Source organism: Brevibacterium sp. 50QC2O2, from assembly GCF_024580675.1.
In the GTDB taxonomy this organism is placed as follows: Bacteria; Actinomycetota; Actinomycetes; order Actinomycetales; family Brevibacteriaceae; genus Brevibacterium; species Brevibacterium moorei.
On the sequence record NZ_JANIJZ010000068.1, the window covers coordinates 1 to 265 of the forward strand.

General features: G+C 55.1%; 1 rRNA gene. It reads left to right on the forward strand.

What is annotated here, in order from left to right:
* Nucleotides 1-265 (forward strand): 23S ribosomal RNA (locus NQ038_RS15240); the annotation flags it as partial.

Genomic DNA, 265 nt, shown 5'->3' on the forward strand with positions numbered 1-265 from the left:
GTGTGTAGGTGAGCGTGTGGTGTGACGCAGGAAGGTAGCCGGGCCGCGCGGTGGTTGTCGTGGTCTAAGGTGGTAGCCCGTCAGGTAGGTAAATCCGTCTGGCATATAAGGGTGAGAGCTGATGGGCATCCCACTTTTGGTGGGGTGATCCGGTGATCCTATGCTGTCGAGAAAAGCATCGGCGTGAGGTTTGATCCGCTCGTACCCGAAACCGACACAGGTAGTCAGGTAGAGAATACTAAGGTGATCGAGAGAATCGTGGTTA